At 71.9% G+C, this 16,385-nt stretch carries 15 protein-coding genes; 7 read left to right on the plus strand and 8 right to left on the minus strand.

What is annotated here, in order from left to right; translation table 11 throughout:
• Positions 1–16: 16 nt before the first annotated feature.
• The 4 genes from GA0070215_RS22060 to GA0070215_RS22075 are packed head-to-tail and all read right to left on the minus strand — an operon-like array spanning position 17 to position 5,496.
• Complete coding sequence (locus tag GA0070215_RS22060; RefSeq protein ID WP_244167092.1) at positions 17–454, minus strand: hypothetical protein; 438 nt, start codon at positions 452–454, stop codon at positions 17–19.
• Positions 451–4,683, minus strand: coding sequence for a toxin glutamine deamidase domain-containing protein (locus GA0070215_RS22065; protein ID WP_091049307.1), 4,233 nt, complete (start codon positions 4,681–4,683; stop codon positions 451–453). Before GA0070215_RS22065 ends, GA0070215_RS22060 begins: the two co-directional genes overlap by 4 nt.
• A gap of 18 nt (positions 4,684–4,701) precedes the next feature.
• Complete coding sequence (locus tag GA0070215_RS22070) at positions 4,702–5,058, minus strand: hypothetical protein (protein WP_018787570.1); 357 nt, start codon at positions 5,056–5,058, stop codon at positions 4,702–4,704.
• A 3-nt stretch (positions 5,059–5,061) separates the two neighbouring features.
• Positions 5,062–5,496, minus strand: coding sequence for a YbaB/EbfC family nucleoid-associated protein (locus GA0070215_RS22075; RefSeq protein ID WP_244167094.1), 435 nt, complete (start codon positions 5,494–5,496; stop codon positions 5,062–5,064).
• A gap of 58 nt (positions 5,497–5,554) precedes the next feature.
• Here GA0070215_RS22075 and GA0070215_RS22080 point away from each other — a divergent pair, with 58 nt between their 5' ends.
• Complete coding sequence (locus GA0070215_RS22080; RefSeq protein ID WP_091049311.1) at positions 5,555–6,790, plus strand: SUKH-3 domain-containing protein; 1,236 nt, start codon at positions 5,555–5,557, stop codon at positions 6,788–6,790.
• Between the two features lie 15 nt (positions 6,791–6,805).
• On the opposite strand, the gene GA0070215_RS22085 is transcribed toward GA0070215_RS22080, so the two are convergent.
• Positions 6,806–8,245, minus strand: coding sequence for an aldehyde dehydrogenase family protein (locus GA0070215_RS22085; protein ID WP_091049313.1), 1,440 nt, complete (start codon positions 8,243–8,245; stop codon positions 6,806–6,808).
• A gap of 142 nt (positions 8,246–8,387) precedes the next feature.
• On the opposite strand from GA0070215_RS22085, the gene GA0070215_RS22090 reads away from it, so the two are divergent.
• Together GA0070215_RS22090 and gabT are read left to right on the plus strand one after the other, a co-directional pair.
• A complete protein-coding gene (locus GA0070215_RS22090; RefSeq protein WP_018787566.1) occupies positions 8,388–9,824 on the plus strand; it encodes a gamma-aminobutyraldehyde dehydrogenase in 1,437 nt (478 codons plus the stop codon).
• Between the two features lie 5 nt (positions 9,825–9,829).
• Positions 9,830–11,101: a 4-aminobutyrate--2-oxoglutarate transaminase gene (gene gabT / locus GA0070215_RS22095; RefSeq protein WP_091049316.1), complete on the plus strand. Its 1,272-nt coding sequence runs from the start codon at positions 9,830–9,832 to the stop codon at positions 11,099–11,101.
• Positions 11,102–11,168: 67 nt separating this feature from the next.
• On the opposite strand, the gene GA0070215_RS22100 is transcribed toward gabT, so the two are convergent.
• Positions 11,169–11,825, minus strand: a complete 657-nt coding sequence (locus tag GA0070215_RS22100; RefSeq protein ID WP_018787564.1) for an RlpA-like double-psi beta-barrel domain-containing protein — start codon at positions 11,823–11,825, stop codon at positions 11,169–11,171.
• A gap of 190 nt (positions 11,826–12,015) precedes the next feature.
• On the opposite strand from GA0070215_RS22100, the gene GA0070215_RS22105 reads away from it, so the two are divergent.
• The 4 genes from GA0070215_RS22105 (at position 12,016) to GA0070215_RS22120 (ending at position 15,775) form a co-directional block, all read left to right on the plus strand.
• Positions 12,016–13,299 carry a sigma-54-dependent transcriptional regulator family protein gene (locus GA0070215_RS22105; protein WP_091049320.1) on the plus strand — a complete coding sequence of 428 codons (1,284 nt, stop codon included), beginning with the start codon at positions 12,016–12,018 and terminating at the stop codon, positions 13,297–13,299.
• 39 nt (positions 13,300–13,338) lie between these two features.
• Positions 13,339–14,844 (plus strand): aldehyde dehydrogenase, encoded by a 1,506-nt coding sequence (adh, locus tag GA0070215_RS22110; RefSeq protein WP_091049323.1) that lies wholly within the window; start codon positions 13,339–13,341, stop codon positions 14,842–14,844.
• Complete coding sequence (locus tag GA0070215_RS22115) at positions 14,844–15,191, plus strand: DUF779 domain-containing protein (RefSeq protein WP_018787561.1); 348 nt, start codon at positions 14,844–14,846, stop codon at positions 15,189–15,191. The genes adh and GA0070215_RS22115 overlap by 1 nt, the downstream gene beginning before the upstream one ends.
• Before the next feature lie 134 nt (positions 15,192–15,325).
• Entirely contained in the window at positions 15,326–15,775 is a 450-nt protein-coding gene (locus GA0070215_RS22120; RefSeq protein WP_091049325.1) for a hypothetical protein, read from the plus strand.
• Between the two features lie 19 nt (positions 15,776–15,794).
• On the opposite strand, the gene GA0070215_RS22125 is transcribed toward GA0070215_RS22120, so the two are convergent.
• Positions 15,795–16,106: a helix-turn-helix domain-containing protein gene (locus GA0070215_RS22125; RefSeq protein ID WP_091049328.1), complete on the minus strand. Its 312-nt coding sequence runs from the start codon at positions 16,104–16,106 to the stop codon at positions 15,795–15,797.
• Positions 16,103–16,366, minus strand: coding sequence for a hypothetical protein (locus GA0070215_RS22130; protein WP_208600401.1), 264 nt, complete (start codon positions 16,364–16,366; stop codon positions 16,103–16,105). Before GA0070215_RS22130 ends, GA0070215_RS22125 begins: the two co-directional genes overlap by 4 nt.
• Between the last annotated feature and the right edge of the window lie 19 nt (positions 16,367–16,385).

Here is a 16,385-nt window from a genome sequence, read left to right on the forward strand (position 1 = left end):
ACGGTCCGGGCGCTTCTCAGGAGGCGATGGTGGGGTCGGCTGCGGGGTCGCCGGCCTGCTGGAGCTGCTCCTCGAACATCACGAAGGTCCGCCGCCGGATCCCCTTGATGAGAGCCGCTTCCTCCGTGGTGAACGGTCGCCTCTCGGCGATGGCAGGCGCCGCGATCGCCCGGACCGTCTCGTAGAGCGCGAAGACCGGCCCCTCTCCGCTCAGGCTCAGGCCCCGCTCTTCTTCGACCCGTTGCACGAACCGCTCGGGCGAGAGCACGAAAATTTCCTGCTCTCTGGCGAAGATGATTTCATCGATGATGTCGTTCGCAGCGCGCCAGCCGCCCGTGGTGAGGTCGAGCCGCCACGCGGCGAGGCCACCGCCGGAGGTCGGAACGAACTTCACCGGATTGTCGTAGTAGTCGTAGTAGCCCGCGAGGCCAAGTTCAGCCACTGCATCTGTCACTGCCGCTCACCGTTCAAGGTCGATTGAAGCGCGGCCCAGAAGTACTCACGCTGCCGTCGGACAATGCCCTTCCGGATCGCTACCTCCGTGGCAGACAGGCTACGGGCCTCGCTCCTAGGGACTGCCTCCAGGTCACGCCAAACTTCGAACAACGAGTGCTCCCACTCCGCCACCTGGTCAAGCGCCGCCAGATGAAGACGAAACTCACCGATGTGCCCCGTCGAGGTCTGGACCAAGAACTGAACATCTCGATATCCGCTGTCCTGGGGCTCCCGGAAGCGGTCACTGAACTCCGCCACCTGGAAACGAGGGTTATTGCTCAGTTCGGCCAGCCCGGCATACAGGTCGTCAAGCGTTTGGTATGCGACCCGCCCTGCAGCAAGGTCGCGGAGGCGAGCAGCATTGCCGCCATTCCGATTGATCTTGTCCTCAGCTCGCACGCGATCCTTCGGTCCGGGTCGTGGCTTATACGCCGCCCCGTTTGCCGACAGACCGGCCAGTTCACGCCCCAGCGAATCAAGTTCTCGCTGGGCGGCCACGGCCTCCTGGTATAGGTGATCCAAATACCGCCTTCGATATGCGAGATCGCCGGAGCGGGACTTGTCAAAGCTCGGCTGGACAGCCACCGACCGTTCGCCATCGAAGCGACTGCTCACCTGTATCTGGTGTGGGCTGAGCGGGGTCGGCTCGATCGAGGGTGTGGGTGCAGTGGCCACAACCTCGGAGCCGCGGTCTCGTATCTCCACCAACACGTCATTCAGTACGTCGATGGCCTGCTGGTGGCTGGCCAGGTGGTGCAGGGTCAGCGGTCGGGCGGTCAGCGAGTTGGCGAGTTCCGGCGTCGCCAGGATCATCCGGACCAGGTCGGGCCGCTCCGCGAACTGCCGCACCAACGTCTCGGCCAGCAACTCCTCCCGTCGCGGCGGAGCCTCCCAGCTCTGGTCGAGCATCCGCTGGACGCGCGGATCGGCGAACAACCGGTTGAGGTCGGCGGCGGAACTCTCGTCCAGCCCGGGCACGAGCCGCCGCAGCGTCGGCACGTCGGCGTGCTGCGCCAACTCGACCGGCGTCACGCCGGCGGCGAAGGCGTCGTCGAAGTTCCCGCTCTGCGCGAGCGCGTCGCGCACGTAGAGACCGGCGGCGATCCGGTCGGCGTGCGCCTGCCGGTGTTCCTCGCGTACCCGGGCCGGTTCCGGCTCGCCCGGCGGCGCGCTGCCCGGCATCGGTCCGTCGGCGTGGCGGTGGAAGGTGGTGGACTCGCCGAGCAGGTGGACGTGGTTGAAGTCCGGGACGTGGCCGTCGGCGATCGGCGGCGGCGCCGGCGGCCGTGGCGGCGCCGGACGGGGTAGCGGCTCGGGCAGGACGTTGTAGGTGCCGGGCGGGCGGCCGGTGAGCGGCATCGGCCGGCCGTCGGGGCCGAGCACCAGAGCGTCGACGCCGACCACGTTGCTGCGGGCTGGACGGCCGCTGTGGTGGTAGATCGGCCGGTCCGCCACGTCGCCCGTCTGCGGGTCGACGAAAAGGATCGTGCCGTCCTGGTTCAGCGCCACCCACGCGTGCGAGCCGCCGCCCTCGAAGCTGGTGATGAGGAACGCGTAGCTGCCGTGGCCGCCCGACGCGAGCTGCGCGTACAGGTCTCGGTAACCGCCGTCCACCAGCAGCTGCCGGTCCCGGCCGGTGACACCGGGCCGGTCCGGCCGGCAGAGGTTCTGGAACCGGCCGCCGGTCGTCTGCTCGACCCGCAGCGGCCCGTCCGCCTCGCCACCCACCGGCCGGTTCACGTCGCCGTGCAGGTAACCGTCGAACGTACGCGGCGCAGCGACGCGCGGCCGCCCGTGCACCCAGGTTTCGAACAGCGACAGCGTGCAGTCGAGGCAGTTGATTCCCCGGGTGGCGTCGGCCGCCGGTCCGCCGTCGTTCGCGAGACGGAACCAGCCGCCGCGCCGGGGATCGGCGGTACGCGTCACGCTGCCGTCAGGGTTGCGGGGCATCTGCCGTTCGAGGTCGGTCTGGTGCAGCGCGAGCGGAGGCCGGAGTCCTCCCCGGCGGCCGTAGGGCCGGGACCTGTCGATCGGCTCGGGGTGGCCGTGGCCGGTGAGCGCGGAGTGGTCGGCCGTCTCCACCGCTCCGACGGCCAGGTCCGCCACGTCGTCGTTGATGCGATAGAAGTCGAGGTCGTCCTCGACCATCACCTCGCGCGGCAGACGCTGGCCGGCACGGACTGCCTCCACCTCGTCGACGGCTCGATAGTGCAGGCGCTCTCGCCGCCGCCCCTCCCACACGTGCCGGTCAGCGAGGTCGTGTCGCCCGGTTCGGCGCAGCTCGTGTGCCTGCGTGAGGAGCCATCGCGCCGCCTCGTAATGCTGTTCGGCGAGATCACGTAGCTCCTTGATCTGCGCCTGTCGCCTGTTCTCCTCGTGCAGGGCACGTTGAGACTGGAGGTAGCCCTGGTAGCGCCGCCGATCGAGGCCCTCCCGATCGGCTTTCAGCCGCGCGGCACGCTGCTCGGCGGTCTCACGGGGCCGTGACTGGACATCGAACGGACCAGGCTGGGGCCCCGGGGAGTCGGTGGGATCGCGAAGCGGAGCCAAGGACTCCAGCAGCGGAAAACGGGGGCTCGGCCCCGGTCGGGGCTCGGGTCCGACGGCCGGCGCTCCCGGATGCGGCCCCGACTGAGGGCTGACCGGTGCGACCGGAGGCGGCCCTGCCTGACCTCCATTGCTGATGGGGGCGGCGCGGTCCGTCGTGGGTGGCGTCGCGACCTGCGGGTGGTCGGCAGACGGTGCAGGCAATGTCGTCGGTGCGGCTGCGGCCTGGATCGGATTGTTTACGGACGGCGCAGGGTGATCGATCGACGTCGCTACCGAACCTGCGCCGTCGTGGACTCCGGGCGCGATCGACGGGGACGTCGCGACGGGCGCGTCCGTGATCACCGAGGACAACGTGGGGCTCGTGGTGACTGTCGGGCGCGCCGTGTCGTGCGGGACGGCATCGCCGATCGGCGGCGTCGGCTCCGGCGCCTGGCGAGGCAGGTCCACGGCGAGCGGGTGCGGGCTCGCGGCCTGGGGCGTGACGTGCGGAGGTGGCGTGGAAACGGCTCCCGCCATCGTGTCACCGCCATTGTGAACGATCGGCTCGGCGGCCCGCTGGACCGGGATCGGCCCGACGGGATCGGTGGCGATCGGCACATCCAGGCCGACCGGCGACACCGTCAGTCCGCTCAGTTGCCCGTCGAGGCGGCGTTGCAGCGCCGAGTCCGCCTGATTGGTGGCGGAGCCGGTCGCACCGGATGCCGCCGCGCGCGCCAGGTCCTCCAGTGACGGACCCTGGCCGGTCGCCAGACCCGCCGCGGTCTCGGCGAGAGTCTCCCCGGCCATCTCCCGCCCGAACCGCTCGCCGACCTCCGCGAACCGGCCGTTGGCGTGCCGGCCCAGCCCGGCGAGCGGTGCGACCGCGCCGCCGGCGAATCCGCCGAGCGCCGACGTGCTCACGTCGGTCAGGTCGAGGCCGTCCCGCCGGCCGGTGGAGTTCTGGTACGCCTGCGTACCGAGGCTGGTGCCCGCCTCCTGGCCGGCCTCCAACAGGCCACCGATCGCGGCCCGTCGAGCGAGCGTGCGGGCACCGGACTTGGCCACCTCCTTGGCGGCCCGTTCGCCCGTCTCCTTGAGGCCCTGCTTGGCCGCCTTGCGGGCGAGTTGGGCCACCAGCCGCTTGAAGATCTGCTGCACCACGACCCGCGTGGCGGTGATCGCGGCGGCCGCCGCCGGCGAGGCGGCACCCAGGGTGAGCACCGTGACGACCGCCAGGGACAGCAACTCGATGACCAGGATGCCCAGCTCGATCCAGGCTTCGATCTTCGCGCCCTCGATGTCGCAGCCGCAGGAGTCGACCAGGCGTGCCAGCTCTTCGGTGGCCGCGACCAGGACGTGCAGCGGCGCGTCCTCGCCTTCGGCGAGCTTGTGCCAGGCCGTGTCGAACGCACCGGCGACCAGGCCGACTCCCCCGTACCCGCTCTTGACCTCGCCGGCGGCGGTGACCGCGTCGTCGCGCGGACGGGTCAGGACACCGGCCACGCCGTACCACTGGTCGGCCAGGTCCCAGACGGCACGCTCGTTGCCCTCCGGCCATTCGACGCCGACCACCCAGTCGAGCGCCTCGTAGATCCAGCCGGGCAGATCCCACGGGCAGAAGTCGAGCGGATGCGGGATCGGGCTGGGCAGGATGCTCACGCGCGGGTCCTCCGGTGGTCAGCGCCGGGGCCGATGGGGGTCGTGCCCTTGCTGCGGGATCTTTCCGAGGTCACGGGCGCTGCTCAGGTCCGTCTCCACGGTGGCCGTGACCGAGCGGACGACGTCCGACCCGAGCCCCTCCAGCGACCGGCCGAGAAGCTCCCACGCGCGCAGCAGCGTCTCGGCGTAGCCCTGGTAGTGCTTGTCGAACGCGGCTCCGATGTCGTCCCGGCCCCAGGGCCGCTGGGCGCTCGCGGCGGCGATCGGCTCGCCCGTCTCCCGCCGGGCCGCGCTCACCGCCCGCCCCGACAGCGCCAGGTCGGCGCCGCCGCGGCGGGCCCGGTCCGGGTCCAGCCAGATCTCTCCCCCGGCCACCTGTCACTCGCCGCGGGCCAGCACGGAGTCGGATCGGCCGAGCAGCGCGCCGAAGTCATGGGTACGCAGGAACTCGACCGATGGGGAGCCCGGCGGCAGATAGTCGGAGACCAGCTCGCGAGTGGCGGTGGTCGCCGCAGTGGAGGCGCGCAGCACGGTCTCGGTGATCTTCCGGCTCAACGCCCGGGCGTCCCGGTCGTGGAATGCCGCCGGGCTCACCTCGACGCTGATCAGCTCGCCTCGCGCGCCGACGACGGCGGTCACCTGACCGTCGTCGGAGCGTTCGGTGACCCGCAACTTCGCCAGCTTGGTCTGGAGGTCGTCCAGGCCGGACCGCAAGCGCTGGTATTGGCCGTACACCTCGTCGAATCGCGCGCGTAGTGCACGGTTCGCATCCCGGTCCGCACTCTCGGCCACCGTCGCTTCCCCTTCCGTCACCGTGGGTAGGGCCGACCATACCGGGTGCCACGAAATCCGTGGGGTCCGGTAATTTCAGGTGGTGATCGAGCGACAGCAGGCCGAGCAGATCGCCTCCGTGTGGGCCCGGCGCGACTCCGACCGCCTCGGTTTTCCCTGCATGCCCGAGGTCGAGGAGTTCGACCTGGGCTACGTGGTGCAGTCCACCGTGTCCACCGAGGCCCGGGCGCTACCCGGCGACCTGCCGACCACTGTGATCGACAAGGAGACCGGCGAGGTGTCCACCTGGCCCCGAGTGCCGGCTGCGGCGGTCGAGCGGATGTACCGGCAGCGGCGTCCGGCCGAGCCGCGCGCTCCGCGTACCGTCGATCCGGCCGCCCAGTTGCTGCGTGAGCTGACCCGCCTGCCCACGCCCGGCGCGGCGGCGCACCTCATGGTCGACAGCCGGCAGCACGTCGCGCAGGGCGCGAAGGGCGACATCGAGGTGCGCCACCATCCGCTCGTCCAGTCCTACCTGGACGAGCTGCCCGCAGGCCATCTCGTACGCGGTGGGGAGCGGCACGCCGAGATGGTCGTGGTATCCGACGCGCTGTACGAGCACGACCACCGCCGCGCCGCCGAGGGTCTGCCACCGCTGTCCATGGAGGACGTACGCGACCTGCTCGGCACCGGCCGGATCGAGGTGTATCGCAGTCGCGAGCCGGGCGATCCGCTGGGCGGGCAGGCAGATCTTCCCTGCGACTCATGTGTCCGGTTCCTGGTGCGGTTCGCGGTGCTGCCGTGGTCCGACCTGGCCTTCGTCGAGGAATGGCGACCGGAGCCGCGCGAGGTCGTCGAACCTGGGCGTTTCCCGGACGAGGTCGCCCACGCCCTCATCGACGGCGGCTGGCAGATCAGCATGTTCAACGAAGCGCTCGCGATGGGTGCGATGACCGAGACGAAGGAGATCGCGGGGCAGCATCACCGGCATGAGCCCTTCCCTGCCGCCGAGGCGGCGCTCACCGCGTTCCCGGCCGTGCTGAGTCGACGGCGCGGGCCCGGGGAGCAGGTCTGGATCAGCCGGTTCACCACGAATCCGCTGCGGGCCGCGCACACCGCCGACTCGCTCGCCGACTTCGCCGCCGTCCTGGGCGCCCGCCTGTTCCCGCTCGGCAGCGAACGTCAGGAGAGCATCCTCGCGGTCGACGAGCACGGCCGGATCTTCGCTCTCGACCAGGCCGGCGAGTGGTTCCTCGGCGCCGACATCGACGCCGCCCTCACCACCCTGCTGCTCGGCCGCGCTCCCGCCCGGGTGCGCGACGACGGCACCTGGTGAGCGGCGGGCGAGCGCTCAGAGGGCCACGCCGGTCAGCACCGTGACCCGCGGCTCGGTGTAGTCGTCCATGGCGCTGCGTAGCCCTTCCCGCCCGACTCCGGAGCCCTTCGTGCCGCCGTACGGCATCTGGTCGGCCCGGTAGGACGGCACGTCCCCGACGATGACGCCGCCGACCTCCAGCGTCCGGGCGGCGTCGAACGCCACGTCGAGCCGGTGGGTGAAGACGCCGGCTTGGAGCCCGTACGCGGAGTCGTTGACGGCGGCGAACGCGGCCCGGTCGCCCGCGACCGGGGCGACCACCAGCACCGGCCCGAACACCTCCTCGGCGCACACCTTCGCGTCGGCGGGCACGCCGCTGAGCACAGTGGGCGGGTAGGTGGCGCCGTCGCGCCGCCCGCCGGCCTCGATGGTGGCACCGGCGGCGACCGCCTCGTCGACCCAGGTCTCGACGCGCTGCGCCGCCTCGACCGACACCAGCGGGCCGACGTCGGTCAGTTCGGATCGCGGGTCGCCGGTGCGCAGCGCCTGCACCGCCGCGACGAGCCGGGGCAGGAAACCGTCGTAGAGCCATTCGTGCACGTAGACCCGCTGCACCGCGATGCACGACTGCCCGGCCTGGTAGTTGGAGAACGTGGCGATGCGGTGCGCGGCGAAGGTCAGGTCCTCGTCCGCCGCCCAGTCCTCGCAGATCACCACCGCGGCGTTGCCGCCGAGTTCCAGCGTGACGTGCTTGTCCGGCGCGGCCCGGCGGATGGCCGCGCCGACCGGTCCGGAGCCGGTGAACGACACCACCGGCAGCCTGGGGTCGGTGACCAGTTCGGCGGCGCGTTCGTTCGGCAGCGGCAGCACCGAGAACATGCCCTCGGGCAGGTCGGTCTCGGCCAGGATCTCGCCGAGCAGCAGCGCGGTCAGCGGGGTCGCCGGTGCCGGCTTGACCACGATCGGGGTGCCGACGGCGAGCGCCGGGGCGACCTTGTGAGCGACCAGGTTGAGCGGGAAGTTGAACGGGGTGATGCCGAGCACCGGGCCGCGCGGCACGCGCCGGACCAGGGCGATCCGCCCGGTGGCGGCCGGGTCGGTGTCGAGCCGTTGCAACTCGCCGGAGAAGCGGCGGGCCTCCTCGGCCGCCCAGCGGAAGGTGGAGATCGCGCGCCCCACCTCGGCCTTGGCCCACTTGACCGGCTTGCCGTTCTCGGCGGTGATCAGCGCGGCGACCTCGTCGGCCCGCTCGGCGAGCCGGCGGGAGACGTGGTCCAGGGCGGCCGCGCGGGCGTGTGCGGGCAGGGCCGCGGCCTCCGCCGTCACCCGGGCGGCGCCCGCGACTGCGGCTTCGACCTGGCCGGGCGTGGCGAGCGTGGTACGCCCCACCGCCTGACCGTCGTACGGGTGGGTGACTGTCAGCTCGTCCTCGCCGTGGGCGGGGCGACCGGCGACGTAGAAGGCTCTCGGCTCCACGACCGGCAGCCTAGACCACAGGCACCCACGCGGAAACAGTTGCTCAAACCCTTGTCTGCCTCGGATTTAGTAGCCAAGATGGCAGTCAGATTGCGATAACCTCCGCTGACCCCCTCCCCGGCCACCCTCTCGGAGACTTCTGATGAGCGACCAGCAGCAGCTGCGCAACTTCGTCGACGGCGAGTACGTCGACCCGGTGGACGGCGGCTACGCCGACCTGATCGACCCGTGCACCGGCGAGGTCTTCGCCCAGGCCCCGGTCTCCGGAGCGGCGGACGTGGACGCGGCGATGAAGGCCGCCTCCGCCGCGTTCGAGACCTGGCGGGACACCACGCCGGCCGAGCGGCAGCGGGCGCTGCTGAAGTTCGCCGACGCGGTGGAGTCGCGGGCCGCCGAGCTGGTCGACGCGGAGGTCCGCAACACGGGCAAGCCCCGGCAGCTCACCACCGACGAGGAGCTGCCGCCCGCGGTGGACGAGTTGCGCTTCTTCGCCGGGGCGGCCCGCCTGCTGGAGGGGCGCTCGGCCGGCGAGTACATGGCCGGGCACACCTCGTACGTGCGGCGCGAGCCGATCGGCGTCTGCGCCCAGGTGACGCCCTGGAACTACCCGCTGATGATGGCGGTCTGGAAGATCGCCCCCGCGCTGGCGGCCGGCAACGCGGTGGTGCTGAAGCCGTCGGACACCACACCGGTGTCGACGCTGCTGCTGGCCGAGATCGCCGCCGAGCACCTGCCCCCGGGTGTGTTCAACGTGGTCTGCGGCGACCGCGACACCGGCCGTACGCTGGTCTCCCACCCGACGCCGCAGCTCGTGTCGATCACCGGCTCGACCCGGGCGGGCATGGAGGTCGCCGCCGCGGCGGCGCCGGACCTGAAGCGGACCCACCTGGAGCTGGGCGGCAAGGCCCCGGTGGTGATCTTCGACGACGCCGACGTGACGGCGGCGGCCGAGGCGATCGCGGTGGGCGGCTACTTCAACGCCGGCCAGGACTGCACGGCTGCGACCCGGGTGCTCACCGGTCCGGGCATCCACGAGGACTTCGTGGCCGCGCTGACCGAGCAGGCCCGCAACACCCGCACCGGCGCGCCGGACGACGCCGACGTGCTCTACGGCCCGCTGAACAACGCCAACCAGCTCGCCCGGGTGAGCGGCTTCGTGGACCGCCTGCCGGACCACGCGGACGTCACCACCGGCGGTGCCCGGGTCGGCGGGCGCGGCTTCTTCTACGCCCCGACTGTGGTCTCCGGCGTACGCCAGACCGACGAGATCATCCAGGACGAGGTGTTCGGGCCGGTAATCACCGTGCAGCGGTTCTCCGACGAGGACGAGGCGGTGCGCTGGGCGAACGGTGTGGACTACGGCCTGTCCGCGTCGGTGTGGACACGCGACCACGGCCGGGCCATGCGGATGACGCGACGGCTGGACTTCGGCTGTGTCTGGGTGAACACGCACATCCCGTTCGTCTCGGAGATGCCGCACGGCGGCTTCAAGCACTCCGGCCACGGCAAGGACCTGTCGGTCTACAGCCTGGAGGACTACACCCGGGTCAAGCACGTCATGCACAACATCGAGGGCTGATCCCCGTGGCGACAAGCGAGGAGCTGCACAAGCGCCGGGTCGGGGCGGTGGCGCGGGGCGTGGGCAGCACGATCCCCGCGTACGTGGACCGGGCGGGCGGCGGCACGATCACCGACGTGGACGGCCGGGAGTGGATCGACTTCGCGGCCGGCATCGCCGTCACCAACGTGGGCAACTCCGCGCCGCGCGTGGTCGAGGCGGTACGCGCGCAGGTCGAACGGTTCACCCACACCTGCTTCATGGTCGCGCCGTACGAGTCGTACGTGGCGGTCTGCGAGCAGCTCAACGCGCTGACCCCGGGCGGGTTCGAGAAGCGCTCGGCGTTGTTCAACTCCGGTGCCGAGGCGGTGGAGAACGCGGTGAAGATCGCCCGGCACGCGACCGGGCGGCCCGCGGTGGTGGTGTTCGACCACGCGTACCACGGCCGGACCAACCTGACCATGGCGCTGACCGCGAAGAACATGCCGTACAAGCACCGGTTCGGGCCGTTCGCCGGTGAGGTCTACCGGGTGCCGATGTCGTACCCGCTGCGCGACGGCGGGCTGGACGGCGCCACCGCGGCGGCCCGGTCGATCGAGATGATCGAGAAGCAGGTGGGCGCGGAGAACGTGGCCGCGCTGCTGATCGAGCCGATTCAGGGCGAGGGCGGTTTCGTCGTACCCGCGCCGGGTTTCCTGCCGGCGCTGCGCGAGTGGGCGACGGCGGCCGGGGTGGTGTTCGTCGCCGACGAGATCCAGACGGGTTTCTGCCGCACCGGTGACTGGTTCGCCTGTGCGCACGAGGGCGTGCAGCCGGACCTGGTGACGCTGGCGAAGGGCATCGCGGGCGGGTTGCCGCTGGCGGCGGTGACCGGCCGTGCCGACCTGATGGACGCGGTGCACGTCGGCGGCCTCGGTGGCACGTACGGCGGCAGCCCGATCGCCTGCGCCGCCGCGCTCGCGGCGATGGAGACGATGCGGGAGCTGGACCTGACCGCCGCCGCGCGCCGGATCGGCGCGGTGATGGGCGAGCGGCTGGACGCGATCGCCGTCGGCGACCCGCGGGTGGCCGAGGTACGCGGCCGGGGGGCGATGCTGGCCGTGGAGATCGTGCGGCCCGGCACGCTGACCCCGGACCCGGCCGCCACGGCGGCGATCTCGGCGGCCTGCCACGCGGCCGGGCTGCTCACGCTGACCTGCGGTACCTACGGCAACGTGCTGCGGTTCCTGCCTCCGCTCGTCATCTCCGACGACGAGCTGGGCCGGGGCCTGGACATCCTGGCGGCCACCTTCGGCTGACCCCGGACGTGGAGCACCATGGGCCCGATCTCCCCCAGGACCGGCCCATGGTGTTCCACCCGGGAGATCAGCGGATCAGCTCGACGGTGTTGCGCCGGACCAGGTTCTTGCCGGGCTCGCGGATGGCGTCCATTGCCGCCGTGTTCAGCAGCACGCAACTACCAGACGGTCCGGTGACGGTCACCGTCACGGTCTTGCTGTTGTCCAGGTTCGTCACCCGCAGCCGGGTGCCGGGCGGGAACTGGCCGCTGGTGGCGGCCGGTGCTCCGCCCCCGGCGAAGAACGTGAGCGCGCCGGAGCAGACGCTGCCACCGATCGGCTGCGCCGCGCCCGGGCGGGTCTCACCCGGTTGCGCGCCCGGTGCCGGGGCGCCGCCGCCGTCGAGGCGTTCCACCACGTTGCGGCGGATGACGTTCTTGCCCGGCTCGCGTACCAGGTCCATGGCGGCGGCGTTGAGCAGCACGCAGCTCCCGGACGGCCCGGTCACGGTCACCGTGGCCACCTTGCGGTTGTCCAGGTTCGTCACCCGCAACCGGGTGCCCGCCGGGAACCGGTCGCTGGTCGCGGCCGGTGGGCCGCCCTCGGCCGAGAAGGTCACCGACCCGGTGCAGACCGACCGCGCGGCCGGCGCGGTGTCCGCGAAACCGAGTCCGGTGCCCACCGAGACCGCCACCGTGGCGGTCACCGCCACAGTGGCCGCCAGCACGTGCTTACGCTGCACCATCACGTTATCTCCCGTCGTCGCCGTCGTTCGACGCGTGGTACGGACGGGAGAGCCGGACCGTTCACCCGGATTCGCGGACGACAACGGAACGTAGCGTGAGCGTGGCACTCCGGAACGGACGCCACTGCCTGCCGCCGCGCATTGGCGATCAGTGGTGAGCTGGGTCACCATGGGCGCGAGGAGGTCGCCGATGGCTGACCCGTGGCTCGCCCTCGAGTTCGGCGCGGATCCGGCGGAGCGGATCGCGCAGGTCGGTGCCGCCCACGAGGCGTTCCTCACCGCCGGCACCACCTCCGGCCGGGTCCGGGAGGTGGTGGCCCGCTCCTGGGAGCGGTCCGCGCTGCTCGACCCGGAGGCCACCGCTCCGGTCGACCTCACCGACGACGCGCTGGAGAGTTACCGCGCCACCCACCCGCTGGCCCGGGTGATGCCGCTGTTCCGCGACCTGCTCGGCGGCATCGCGCAGGACGGCGCGCACCTGATGGCGGTCTGTGACGCCGCCGGGCGGCTGCTCTGGGTGGAGGGCCACCCCGGGGTGCTGCGGCACGCCGAGCGGATGAACTTCGTACCGGGCGCCCGCTGGGACGAGGCGCACGCCGGCACGAACGCCCCCGGCACGGCCCTCGCCGTCGACCACGGTGTGCAGATCTTCGCCACCGAGCACTTCGTCCGGCCGGTGCAGCGCTGGACCTGCGCCGCCGCGCCGATCCACGACCCGGTCACCGGTGCCCTGCTGGGTGCCGTCGACATCACCGGCGGGGACCATCTGGCCAACCCGCAGAGCCTCGCTCTGGTCCGGGCCACCGCCCGGGCCGCCGAGGCGTTCCTGGCCGGGGCCGCACCCGCCGCCCCGGGCGTGGCGTACGTGTCGGCGCTCGGCCGCGACGAGGCGGAGCTGCGCGTCGGGGGCCGGCGCATCCGGCTCGGCCGCCGGCACAGCGAGTTGCTGGTGCTGCTGGTCGGCCATCCCGAGGGGCGCACCGGGGAACAGCTCGGCCTCGACCTGTACGACGACGACAGGCGGCCGCCGGTCACGCTGCGCGCCGAACTGTCCCGGCTGCGCCGCGTGCTCGGCGAGGAACTGCTCGATTCCCGCCCGTACCGGCTGCGGCCGGCCGTGCGCGCCGACTTCCGTACCGTCACCGAACTGCTGGAACGTGGCGATCCCGCGGCGGCGCTGCGCGCGTACCCCGGGCCCCTGCTGCCCCGGTCGGACGCGCCGGGAGTCGCGCGACTGCGCCGCCTGGTCGACGGCCAGCTGCGCGCCGCGGTGCTGGCCGGTGCCGACCCGGGGCTGCTCGCGGCCTGGACCGCGACGGCGGCCGGTGCCGACGACTTGGCCGCCTGGCAGGCCCTGGCCCGCTCGCTGCCGCCGGGCGCGCCCCGCCGGCCGCTCGCTGTGGCGCGGGCCCGCCAGCTCGCCGAGGAGTACGCGCTGCCGCGCGCAACGTTCCTGCAACGTCCCGGCAACTAGCCTGCCCGCCATCGACCCAGACGGACGGCGGAGGTACCCGTGACGCGCTACGACGCCCCCACCCACTGGCAGTCCCGCTACGACCACTACATCGGCGGCGAATACGTGAAGCCGCACGGTGGCAGGTACTTCGAGAACCCGACCCCGGTGACCGGGCAGACCTTCTGCGAGGTAGCCCGGGGCACCGCCGAGGACGTGGAGAAGGCGCTCGACGCGGCACACGGCGCGGCTGACGCGTGGGCCCGCACGTCGGTCGCCGAAAGGTCGCTGATCCTCAACCGGATCGCCGACCGGATGCAGGACAACCTGGAGTCCCTCGCGATCGCCGAGACGTGGGAGAACGGCAAGCCGGTACGGGAGACGCTCGCCGCCGACATCCCGCTCGCGATCGACCACTTCCGCTACTTCGCCGGGGCGATCCGGGCGCAGGAGGGCTCGCTCGGCGAACTCGACGACGACACCGTGGCCTACCACTTCCACGAGCCGCTGGGCGTGGTCGGGCAGATCATCCCGTGGAACTTCCCGATCCTCATGGCGGTGTGGAAGCTCGCCCCGGCGCTGGCCGCCGGCAACGCGGTGGTGCTCAAGCCGGCCGAGCAGACGCCCGCCTCGATCCACTACCTGCTCTCGCTGATCGGCGACCTGCTGCCGCCGGGCGTGGTGAACGTGGTGAACGGCTTCGGCGTCGAGGCGGGCAAGCCGCTGGCGTCCTCGTCGCGCGTGGCGAAGGTGGCGTTCACCGGCGAGACCACCACCGGGCGGCTGATCATGCAGTACGCCAGTGAGAACATCAAGCCGGTCACGCTGGAGCTGGGCGGCAAGAGCCCGAACATCTTCTTCGACGACGTCAGCGCCGCCTCCGACGACTTCCTGGACAAGGCGCTGGAAGGCTTCACCATGTTCGCGCTCAACCAGGGCGAGGTGTGTACCTGCCCGTCCCGGGCGCTCATCCAGCAGGGCCACTACTCCGACTTCCTGGCCGCCGCCGTCGAGCGGACGAAGGCGGTCAAGCAGGGGCACCCGCTGGACACCGACACGATGGTCGGCGCGCAGGCGTCGAACGACCAGCTGGAGAAGATCCTGTCCTACCTGGACATCGGGCGGCAGGAGGGCGCTCGCGTCCGCACCGGCGGGGAGCGGGCGGACCTCGGCGGCGAGTTGTCCGGCGGCTACTACGTCAAGCCGACCGTCTTCGAGGGCGACAACTCGATGCGGATCTTCCAGGAGGAGATCTTCGGCCCGGTCGTGTCGGTGACCTCCTTCGCCGACCTGGACGACGCCGTGAAGATCGCCAACGACACCCTGTACGGGCTCGGTGCGGGTGTGTGGACCCGGGACCTCAACACCGCGTACCGGGCGGGGCGGGCCATCCAGGCCGGCCGGGTGTGGACGAACTGCTACCACGCCTACCCGGCGCACGCGGCGTTCGGCGGCTACAAGCAGTCAGGCATCGGCCGGGAGAATCACAAGATGATGCTGGAGCACTACCAGCAGACCAAGAACCTGCTGGTCAGCTACTCGCCGAAGAAGCTGGGCTTCTTCTGATGGGCGAGCCGGTGACGGTGACCCCCGCGGCGGCCGACCTGATCCGGTCGCTGCGGGGGCAGCACGGTCCGCTGATGTTCCACCAGTCCGGCGGCTGCTGCGACGGCAGCGCGCCGATGTGCTACCCGGCCGGTGAGTTCCGCACCGGCGGTTCGGACGTGCTGCTCGCCTCGCTCGCCGTCGACGGGGTGCCCGAGCCGGTGGAGTTCTGGATGTCGAAGGCCCAGTGGGAGCTGTGGCAGCACACCCGGCTCACCGTCGACGTGGTGCCCGGCCGGGGCAGCGGCTTCTCCCTGGAGGCGCCGGAGGGCGTCCGCTTCCTCATCCGCTCCCACCTGAACCGCTGATCTGTCCGAGATCTTGCAGCTCGCGGGCATCGCGGCGGTGGGATGCTGACGCCGTCCACTTCGGAGTCCGCGTCCCACCACCGCTCAAGTCGCTACCGGGTCGCGTTCCACCACCGCCCGACAGGAGACCGCGCATGAACCCGGTCCGACAACCAGTGCTCGCCGCCGGCCTCACCGCCCTGGCCACCGCCGCCACGCTCGGGCTCGCGCCGGGCGCCGCCGTCGCGGCCCCGGCGGCCTCACCCCGTATCTCCGTCAACTGGTTCGGCGCCGCCGAGGTACGGGCGCACACCGCGACCGTCGGCGGTCGGTTCGACTGCGGCGCCGAGCGCGGCCTCGCGTACATCGAGGTGCACCTCGACCAGCGGGTACGGCGAGGGTCGGTCACCGGCTTCGGGTTCGGCGTGATCGGCGCGTGCACCGACGAACGCACCGCCGGCACCTGGACCGCGACCATCCCCGCCGACCAGGGCACCTTCCGCCCCGGCCCCGCCACCACCATCGCCCGCCTGGTGGTCGAGCCGAACTCGATCACCGAGACCACCGAACGCGTACGCCTACGCCCCCGCTGCGCCCACCCCTGACCGGGTCGACGGCCTCCGGTCAGGCGATCTGCCGGAGGTCGTCGCCGTAGTCGAAGTTGATCCGTAGCCGGGCACCGAGCGCGTTGGCGTATCGGCTCAGCGTGGCCACCTCGTTGACGTCGAGGTCGCCGTTCTCGATCTGGCTGACCCGGCCCGGCGTGACCCCCATGATCTCGGCGACCTGCCGCTGGGTGAGCCCCAGCCGCTTGCGCTCCTCGGCCAGGTGGAACGCACTCACCCACGCGTCGGTCCGGGCGCGCTCCGCCTCGTATGCCTCGTCGTCACCGCCGAGTTCGGCGCGGACCTCGTCCCAGTGATAGAACTCCGTCACGACTCCCCCCTTCGCTCGCGCTCGCTGTCGAGCCAAGCCTTGTAGGCAACCTCCGCCGCCGGGATGTGCTGCCGGTACCAGCGGGTCCAGTTGCCCGCCTTGTTGCCGGCGACCAGGAGGACCGCCTGCGACTCGGCCAGCTTGTCCACCGCGACCCGGACGCTCTCGTACGACGCCGGATCGTGGTCCCGCAGGTCGCGCAGCCAGTGCCGGACCTCTCCGGTCACCCGGACCGACCAGCGCTTCCCGTCCACACCCATGGCCCGACTATAGCCCGAG

Origin of the sequence: Micromonospora marina (genome assembly GCF_900091565.1) — a bacterium.
GTDB lineage: Bacteria > Actinomycetota > Actinomycetes > Mycobacteriales > Micromonosporaceae > Micromonospora > Micromonospora marina.